10 protein-coding genes are annotated in these 9,321 nt (G+C 46.5%); 6 read left to right on the top strand and 4 right to left on the bottom strand.

The features are described from left to right. The first annotated feature begins 48 nt into the window (after positions 1-48). From K2P83_RS11820 to K2P83_RS11810, 3 genes are all read left to right on the top strand, one after another. The gene (locus K2P83_RS11820) at positions 49-1,005 is read left to right on the top strand and encodes an MFS transporter (RefSeq protein ID WP_292929436.1); all 957 of its coding nucleotides are present in this window, start codon (positions 49-51) and stop codon (positions 1,003-1,005) included. A 222-nt stretch (positions 1,006-1,227) separates the two neighbouring features. After that, complete coding sequence (locus K2P83_RS11815; protein ID WP_292929434.1) at positions 1,228-1,401, top strand: CsbD family protein; 174 nt, start codon at positions 1,228-1,230, stop codon at positions 1,399-1,401. 277 nt (positions 1,402-1,678) lie between these two features. Further along, positions 1,679-2,251 carry a BON domain-containing protein gene (locus K2P83_RS11810; RefSeq protein WP_292929432.1) on the top strand — a complete coding sequence of 191 codons (573 nt, stop codon included), beginning with the start codon at positions 1,679-1,681 and terminating at the stop codon, positions 2,249-2,251. Positions 2,252-3,100: 849 nt separating this feature from the next. On the opposite strand, the gene K2P83_RS11805 is transcribed toward K2P83_RS11810, so the two are convergent. Continuing rightward, the gene (locus K2P83_RS11805) at positions 3,101-4,912 is read right to left on the bottom strand and encodes a hypothetical protein (protein ID WP_292929430.1); all 1,812 of its coding nucleotides are present in this window, start codon (positions 4,910-4,912) and stop codon (positions 3,101-3,103) included. Between the two features lie 809 nt (positions 4,913-5,721). On the opposite strand from K2P83_RS11805, the gene K2P83_RS11800 reads away from it, so the two are divergent. From K2P83_RS11800 to K2P83_RS11790, 3 genes are read left to right on the top strand one after another with little or no spacing between them, the layout of a single operon-like run. Next, a complete protein-coding gene (locus K2P83_RS11800) occupies positions 5,722-6,384 on the top strand; it encodes a protocatechuate 3,4-dioxygenase (protein WP_292929428.1) in 663 nt (220 codons plus the stop codon). A 3-nt stretch (positions 6,385-6,387) separates the two neighbouring features. Continuing rightward, on the top strand, positions 6,388-7,338 hold the full coding sequence (gene trxB, locus K2P83_RS11795; RefSeq protein ID WP_292929426.1) for a thioredoxin-disulfide reductase: 951 nt from the start codon (positions 6,388-6,390) through the stop codon (positions 7,336-7,338). Between the two features lie 46 nt (positions 7,339-7,384). Beyond that, a complete protein-coding gene (locus K2P83_RS11790) occupies positions 7,385-7,933 on the top strand; it encodes a Smr/MutS family protein (RefSeq protein WP_292929424.1) in 549 nt (182 codons plus the stop codon). Positions 7,934-7,953: 20 nt separating this feature from the next. Here K2P83_RS11790 and K2P83_RS11785 read toward each other — a convergent pair whose 3' ends face one another. The 3 genes from K2P83_RS11785 to K2P83_RS11775 form a co-directional block, all read right to left on the bottom strand. Further along, positions 7,954-8,325 carry a TraR/DksA family transcriptional regulator gene (locus K2P83_RS11785; protein ID WP_292929422.1) on the bottom strand — a complete coding sequence of 124 codons (372 nt, stop codon included), beginning with the start codon at positions 8,323-8,325 and terminating at the stop codon, positions 7,954-7,956. Between the two features lie 103 nt (positions 8,326-8,428). Further along, on the bottom strand, positions 8,429-8,962 hold the full coding sequence (locus tag K2P83_RS11780; protein ID WP_292929420.1) for a peroxiredoxin: 534 nt from the start codon (positions 8,960-8,962) through the stop codon (positions 8,429-8,431). 22 nt (positions 8,963-8,984) lie between these two features. After that, entirely contained in the window at positions 8,985-9,212 is a 228-nt protein-coding gene (locus tag K2P83_RS11775; protein ID WP_292929418.1) for a hypothetical protein, read from the bottom strand. Positions 9,213-9,321: the final 109 nt, after the last annotated feature.

The following is a 9,321-nucleotide window of genomic DNA, read 5'->3' as shown; positions in this document are numbered from 1 at the left end:
CACAATTTACGCAGCGATACTATGCAAATCTAGTCGCTGCTTAAACACATGGACTCCATTTTTGACAGCACACCTCATTATACCTACTGGGAACTTGCCATTCTCTATACGGCGATGGGATTGGGTCTGGCTTATAACGATGTATTGACCGATGCACTCATGGTGGAGAATGGCAAATCGCATGGACTTACCGGGGCTTTCCAATCGGTGCAATGGACCGCAGTCACCGCCGCATCAATTATCGTGGGACTGTTGGGCGGATATTTTGCCGAGTATAGGGACCTGCAAGCCGCTTTTGCCGTTGCAGCGATATTTCCTTTTATCGTACTGCTGATGACTTTATTTTTCGTGCGCGAAAAACAGGTCGATCCAAAAAATAACGGATTCAAGAAAATTTGGGCAGCACTGCGGGAAGGATTCGGGGAGCGTTCGGTGTGGCTGGTAGCCGGATTTATCTTTTTGTTCAATTTTAGCCCATCCTTCGGTCCGGCGTTTCTCTATTACCAAACTGACGCCCTCGGCTTTAGCCAGCAGTACATCGGCATCCTGAGCTCAGTTGGTGCGGCAACCAGTATCGCTGGCGCGTTCATCTATGCCCCCTTGTCACGAGCAATGCCGCTACGCCACCTAATTAATTTCGCCATTGGCTTATCGGTCATAACCTTGCTGACTTACCTGGCTTATCGCGGTGAAACTTCCGCACTGCTCATTCATATCATCTGGGGCATCACCGGAATGATCACTACTCTGGCATTTCTGGATCTTGCTGCGAGAGCATGCCCCAAGCGTGCAGAAGCGACTTTTTTTGCATTACTTATGTCCATTTTCAATCTCGGCACGCTGGCTTCACAGAACATCGGCGCACACTTGTATACCGAACTCGGCGAAGGGCCGTTTGCATACACTTGGCTGGTAATCATTTCCACGCTCGCAACGGCCGCAATCTGGCTGCTCGTTCCGCTCGTGCACATCGAACGCATCGAGTCGCACGCACGCCATCGTTAGAATTTTCCCCTGAATCGCTGACCTCACCATTTCGTGCTGACGATACGCAACTTCGTTGTAAGCAAAATTTATTTTGAACACTATGTTACCAAGCGCACAGAAGCGCAATCCCTTCCTTATTAGAATGAACTACATCACACGTAGAGTATTAATGTGACTCGTAGCATACGAACCGATCCCGATTCGTTTTTAAATGGTTTAACTTAATATGAGGAATTCATCATGAATAAAGATCAAGTGAAAGGCGGAGCAAAAGACATCGCTGGAAAAATTCAGGAAGAAGCCGGCAAACTGGTTGGTAGCAAAGAACAGCAAGCCAAAGGACTGGAAAAGCAGGTCGAAGGAAAAATACAGAAAGGTGTTGGCGATTTGAAAGAAACCGTCAAGAAAGCATAACAAAATCAGCCGCGCATACACCAAGGCCGTTTTTAGTGTGCGCGGCAAAATCGCGTAAAGTATCGATAGTACATTTCTGCTTCGTCTTCAGGGAAAGTTTACAAATGATTCCTCGGATATCGAGTGCAGTATCTCGGCGGATGCCTACTTCCAAGCTTTCATTACCACACACAGCACTGTAAGCACCATCCCCTAATCAATAATCGCTTTGCTCTAACATCATGCTGATCTGTCAGCCCGGAGCCATAAGCAATTTGTTCAATTCTGGAGAAGAATCATGAATATCAAAAATAAATTCATTGTCCTGACTATCACGCTTGCCGTCAGCTTGTCTAGCGCAGCTTATGGGCAGGAAAAGCACCAAGAGCAACAGACTAAGCCCGACACTTCAGTAGGGACAGAAATCAACGACAGCGTCATCACCACAAAAGTTAAATCTGCCCTGCTAAAAGACACAGGTTTGGAAAGTTTGAATATCAAAGTCGAAACCCGCAAAGGCGAAGTGCAGCTAAGCGGTTTTGTGCAGAGCCAAAGTCAAATTGATCGTGCCGTTATGATTGCCCAGAAGGTTGAAGGCGTCAAACAGGTTGATAACAAAATAGACATCGAGGCTAAAGACACCAGCGTAGGCGACAAGATTAATGACGGCGTCATTACGACTAAGGTAAAAGCCTCGCTTTTCAGCGACTCGATCATCGATAGCTCTGATATCAGCGTAGTGACACGAGATGGGGAAGTCCAACTTAGTGGATTTGTAGATAACCAAGCTCAAATGGACCGGGCGATCGAACTCGCAGGAAAAGTCGCTGGCGTAAAAAGAGTGCTCAACGAAATGAGCATCAAGAAGTAGAAATACTGCTTCCCTTGTATTCAGATCGTTTTGTCGTTCCTGAATCTAGATAAGAGGTAGATAACCACCTCACAGCAAGCTGATGGGGGGGTTATCTAGCAGGCTGTTGAAAAACGTTTTCGAGGTAGCCGATATAAGTAAGAAGCCATCAGGATAGTTAAAAAACGTGATGTCTCAAGAGCAGTTGCAGCTAATGGTTTTACTTATAAAAAAACAAAAGTTTCCCTAATATACATCATTGCATTGATTAAGTTAGGATACTCACATGTCACTCCGGTTGAGTTATTACAATCATGTACACCCGAATACACTCTTAAAGTGTGCCGTCTTGTAAAACAGTGATCAATTATTTTCAGAAACGAAATCGAGCTACCTTATTGGGATGAAAAATGTTTGTGAAGATTTTTGTGATCGTATCATTGATTATTTGGGGCTTGATCGGCTGCGCAACCAATGGCTCTTATAACCAGTCAGAAAAAAATAGCGAATGTGCTTTAGCCGGAAGAGCGTTCATGTATTCCTGCATCAGTCGAAGATAGCCCTAAGCGCTACTTTTATGAGCACAAATGTAGACAGGTCTCACGAATCCTAGCAAGTAGCCCGGATAAGCTCGCGTCATCCGGGAATTGACTTGATCCAAACTTTGAAAGCTTGGTGTGGGGAAAATGGTCAGATGTACACACGCAATTTCGACGCGATGGTTAGCTCAAAACACAGCGCGGCCACTTCAATTTTTTGTTTTTCGCTCTAGATTGATTCGATACCACCCTCGTTGTGCTTTCCAATGTGGTGGCACTAATCTCATTATAATTGACTAGCGCATCTATCACCGCAGTAAACACCCGTGTGCTAAAGTATAAAATCCGATGCTGTCAATCCAATGTTGTATCCAACCAGCAGTACTTCCATCTCCGGCATTACGGTTCCTGTCGTGTTAATCAGCACTTGCGTATCGGCACCAATAATTTGATATCCCACCTGCCAATCACCTGTGATCAGCCCGCTACCAACGAAAGTAAACGCTTGATCACCTGCGAGTATCGGATTGGTGTCAATCGATTTGAAACTGATACGATCCGCGATATCAAAGTCGGTGATAATGTCGCGGTTTGCCACACCGATACCGCTATCCGTAAGTAGCGAGTAGACAAAGGTATCGGCATCTGTACTACCACCAGACAAGGTGTCGCGACCGGATCCGCCTGTCAGCATATCAGCACCAAGACCTCCATTCAGATTATCCTCGCCAGCGCCGCCGAGGAGTTTATCGACACCACCACCACCGTTCAGCGTATTGGCAGCGGCATTACCCGTAAGCGTATTAGCCAGACCGTTGCCATCACCATTAATCGCCAATGTGCCGATGAGTGTCAGGTTCTCGACATTGGCAATCGGAACCAAATTAAAGGTAAAGCCTGTTTTGATGGTGTCGGTGCCTTCACCTGGAAGCTCAGTCACTTGATCGCTACCGTTATCCAGAACGTAGATGTCGCTACCCAGGCCTCCAATCAGATTATCGTCACCAAGCCTGCCATCCAGAGTGTCGTTACCATCGCCACCCAGCAAAGTATTCGCTGCATCATTGCCGGTAATCAGGTTATTCAGGTTATTACCCGTACCATTAAGCGCCAAAAATCCCGAGAGCTTCAAATTTTCGACTTCCGCTGGCAACGTGTAGGTAACGCTCGAAGTCGCAGTGTCGATGCCTTCCCCAGCGAATTCAATGATCTGATCAAACACGGCATTAACGGTATATTTGTCATTACCAATACCGCCGTGCATTGTGTCATTGCCGGGGCCGCCGTTCAGTGAGTCGTTACCCGAACCACCAAACATCAGATCGTTTCCGGCGTTTCCGAATATCGAATCATCTCCAAACAAACCAGTGAGAACATTGTTGCCACTGCTGCCATTGAGTATGTCACCAATATTGGTGCCGCGCAGTGTGGCGCCGCTAATACCGGCAGTCTGAGTCAAGATATTGTTGAGACTGTCATAAGACCAGTTGGTCAGGTCAGCACTGTTAAGTCCATAAATATTCTGGATAGCAGCAATATCAAGGGCTGCAAGATGAACGAGCGGCCCGCCGAGCTGGCTCATGATCGTCAGGGCTGGATCATCCACTGCCAACACCTGGTCGTGCACAATATTGGCGGCACTCGTCCAAGTCTCAGTCGGATGTTTCAATCCAAGCGCATGTCCGATCTCGTGCAAGATAAGACCATAGTCAAATTGTCCAGCGGTGACAAAATCACGGTTAAGTAATATATTGCCAGCACCGCTCCAGCCGTCGAGGTAATTAGGGAATGAGAAGAAATTCCAATTACCGAAGGGATAAAAGCCAACACCGCCGGCACCATCATATGGGGAACCCGTGAAGTCATAGGCAGAAAATGTGATTTCGCTTGCACCTGCTGGTACTTCGATAAAAGTGAGGCCACTGGCGTTGCCCCACTCAGCCAACGCTGCACGCGTTTGGGTCTTCTGTGCGGCAGTAAATGCCTGAAAGGTGGCAAAGGCAGATGTACCGATCACTGCTTCATCGGTGACAGGCGCACTGGTCGAAAAGGAATAAGTGATCAAGGTCGGACGACTAGTCACTTCAATACCACTCCAGTATGAACCGGTGAGCAGTGCGGTGTAGTCAGTTACAATCGGCATGATAGAGTTACCTTACCAAAAATTGGTGTTGTGTAATCCCTTTCTTCGTATAAAAACAAGAGATATACATTTTTAGAAAATATTTATAAAGTTGCATGGACTATCAAAACACCATAGATAATTATTGAATGTAAGAATCGCTAGGGTTGTTTACAGATCAAATAAAAATTTTCTTAATGTCTCATATGGATTTGTGATTCGGCACCAGACCCCAGCGATGCAACGGTGAGCTAAAACTCTAACTCTAAAGTTTGCATTGTAGATATGTTGCCTGCATTGTCCGCCTCGAATGCGCTTTTCAACAGCCTACTGATGGGGATATCGGCATACTTATTTTAAGAATTTTTCCTTTATTATCTGCGCAACTTTTAATCCTGCAAACAATGCAATTACAGAATAAAAAACAACTTCTATCATATTAGCCATTATCCAGATATCTCATGTCAATTTATATAGGCTTCATTTTATACTAAAGAACATTCATTGATAAAAATTCTGCTTCAAGGAAAGCAGGGGATTGATCGCGAATTGAGAAGTTGGCTGATGGATTAAGTATAATTTTGTTTTGTGACCTTGTGGTTATATGCCTTGCCGGTCCTGGATTCGTAATTTTGAACGTAGCGCACATCCCCCCTTGTGTGTGGAACGGCATAGCATATTTGGATTAAGTAATCTGAACGAATTTCAAGCAAAGTCATCAAAAAATTTGATGGGTTACAAAAACCGATATCAATTGTTGATTCTGAACAACTTGAGCACAGTGCTCATGAAATAGTTATTATTTAAGAATTAATCTTGCTGACAATTCCATGAAAATAATTTCCAGAAGAAAACTGATCCAATTCAGCCTGCTTGGCAGCATAGCCAGCGCTCTGGGCAGCCGCAGTAGTTTTGCCAAAGCATTAGCGCTGATACCTACGCCCGATGAAACCGAAGGGCCGTTCTATCCGGTAAAAGATCAAAATGATAAAGATGCCGATTTAACTCAAATTGAGGGACACAAGGGTGATGCGCAAGGTCAACACATTATTGTCAGCGGACAAGTTCAGGATATAGCCGGACACCCGGTTGCAAATGCGGTATTAGACATTTGGCAGGCCGATGCCAACGGCCGTTACCGTCATCCGCGTGACCCAAACCCCGCTAAGCCGGATACGAACTTTCAAGGTTGGGCGATTATCAACAGTGACGAGAATGGCTTCTTCCGCTTTAGAACCGTGATGCCCGGCGCTTATCCAGCCAGCGGAACTTGGATTAGACCGCCGCATATCCATTTAAAAATCTCAAAACCGGGTTATCGCGCATTGACGACACAAATGTATTTTCCCGGTGAGAAACTTAACCAAACCGATTTATTGCTGAACGCGAAATCCACAGCGGAGAAATCCGCGATGATTGCCAAGAATGTCGGCCAGCAAGGAAATTTGCCCATTTACGAGTACAATATCGTTCTCGAATTACTTCGCAAATAAATTATGACAACCAAACACAGTGCATTGCTTATTCTGGGTTCCGGCCCGGCTGGCTATACCGCTGCGGTCTATGCCGCACGCGCCAATCTGAATCCGGTCGTGATCACCGGGCTGGCTCAGGGCGGGCAATTGATGACAACGACCGATGTCGACAACTGGCCGGCGGATGCGATGGGCGTGCAAGGCCCAGAATTAATGGAGCGGTTTCAGAAACATGCCGAACGTTTTCATACCGAAATCATTTTCGATCATATTCATACTGCAAAACTGACTGAAAAACCGATTACGCTAATCGGTGATCAAGGCACCTATACCTGTGATGCACTGATCATCGCCACCGGTGCTTCCGCGCAATATCTCGGTTTACCTTCAGAAGAAGCATTTATGGGGCGAGGCGTTTCCGGTTGCGCGACCTGTGACGGTTTCTTTTATAAAGGACAGGATGTCGCCGTGATTGGTGGCGGCAATACCGCAGTGGAAGAAGCGCTCTATCTGGCCAATATCGCACGCAGTGTGACGGTAGTTCACCGGCGCGAACAATTCCGTTCGGAAAAAATTCTGATTGATAAATTGATGGAAAAAACCCGCAGCGGAAACATTAAACTGGCGCTGAATCACGTGCTCGATGAAGTGCTGGGCGATCAATCCGGCGTTACCGGCATGCGCATTAAAAGCACGAAGGATGATTCCACGCAAGCGATCGATTTGCAGGGTGTTTTCATCGCCATCGGGCATAAACCCAATACCGATATTTTTACCGGACAACTGCAAATGGAAAATGGCTATATTGTTACGCGCAGCGGTGGTCAAGGTAATGCGACGGCGACCAGCATCCCCGGCGTATTTGCCGCGGGCGATGTGCAGGATCACATCTATCGTCAGGCCGTAACCAGCGCTGCCAGTGGTTGTATGGCGGCATTGGATGCAGAGAAATATCTCGATAATCTGAAGTAAATCATAAATCGGAGACCAAGCCACAGCGAGTCAACGATGTAATTGAATGGCTAAAAAAGATTCTGCCAAGGATGAAGACGAAATGGCGTTATTTCACGCAGCAATGCGGGATGTTGCGCCATTACCTGCCACAGACAAGCTCGCCCCTAGCAGTTCAACAGTCCCTCCGATTCCCCGGAAAGAAAAGTACCCTGAACAGGCTGTCACTGAAGATACCCTTTCAGATCATATCGCCATGGAAATTGAAGCGGGAGATGAATGGTCGTATCTGCGGCCGGGCATGTCACATCAGACACTGCGGCGTTTACGGCGTGGTTACTGGGGAATCCAGGATAATCTGGATTTACACGGTTTCACGCGTGACGAAGCCAGGCAGGAGTTAAGCGCTTTTCTGGGTATGTGTGCGCATAGAAAATATCGCTGCGTCCGTGTCATTCATGGCAAAGGATTGAGTTCAAAAAACCGCGAGCCGGTTTTGAAAATCCGAATTGGGAATTGGTTGATGCAGCGTGCTGATGTTCTGGCTTTTTGCCAGGCCAAACCAGAAGACGGCGGTGGCGGCGCTATTCTGATTTTGCTCAAGGTCAGTACATAAACTTTGGCAATAGTCCGTGTTTATAACGAAGGGTTGGATTCTTGCGGAAAAGACTTTTCATATTGGCTCTGGCACTCAATGCAACGCTGGGCAGATGGATACGCCAGTAACCGCTCAAACCCGATTTCATCGCCGCAATCAATACAATCACCGAACTCCAGCTCGCTCAAGTACTTGAGCGACATTTCCAATTCGCGCATTTCGTTAATCTGCCGGTCAACCAGCGCAGTATCGACGTCATCGGGAATATTGTTTAAATACTCCATCAGATCAAAATCACGAATATCTTTGGTATGCGCCAACTCGTTGCGAATATCTTCCTGCAAGTCCAAATAGCGTTTGTGTAATGCAGATTTAAGTTGTGTCAATTGATCTTCAGTAAAATTTGCCATCCTGTACCCTCTTTAGTGAAATCTCATGCATATTGTATGAAATGGAAAATTAATCTTTGATAGAAGTCAACAGAGCATTAATCCATTGAAATCCTGCCATGCGTTATACCGCCTGCAATTGCTTTAAATCTTTGATCACTTCTGCAGAATTTCGTGCCGCGCTTGCAGACAGATAAACACGTGCAATCTTTCCCTGCGGATCGATCAGGAATGTATTGCGTCTGGCAAATTTGACAACGCCCAGGTGAATCAGGGAATTGTAGCGTGCTGTAGTTTCTGCTGCGATATCCGCCAGAAGCGGGAATTGCAGATGATATTTTTTAGCAAAATCAGCGTGACTGTTCGTGTCATCCACACTGACTCCGATCACTTCAGCACCTAAATTCGTCAGCTCCTGAAGGCCATCACGAAAGGTGCAAGCTTGTTTGGTGCATCCGGGCGTATCGTCTTTCGGATAAAAATACAACGCCAGCCATTTCCCGTGAAAATCAGACAGCGAATGCATTTTTCCATGTTGATCCGCCAATTTAAAAGCGGGTGCGGATTGTCCCACTTCAAGTGATTTCTTATTTGTGGAAAAAAACCAGAACATAAATGCCAACGCAAACACCGACAAGATAATAGTTAACCATTCCATGATACTTATTCGTCCTTATTCGTTATAGTAATGCCGCATCGGCCAGGCCCATAGCCGTAATAATACGATTGCCAGCAGCGCTAACAGGCTGGCAAACAAAAATGCCACTGCCGAGCCGAATACATGCCAAATCACCCCAAACAACAATCCCGCCGGGATAGCGGCAATGCCGCTGACCAGATGATACCAGCCCTTTACGCCGCCCGCTCATCACATCGGAAGCCGCCCCGCCCACAATTTCAGAAAACAAGCCAGCGCATCCGCAACTCCTTCAATCAATCCCAGCGCAATAGGTCCTGCAGACAACACAGTCGCCAGCAAAATCGGGATCAGCGGCACAACAATATCCGAAGCAAAAT

Source organism: Nitrosomonas sp. (assembly GCF_019752415.1).
Lineage (GTDB): Bacteria > Pseudomonadota > Gammaproteobacteria > Burkholderiales > Nitrosomonadaceae > Nitrosomonas.
This window is presented reverse-complemented; position numbering and strand designations above follow the sequence as displayed.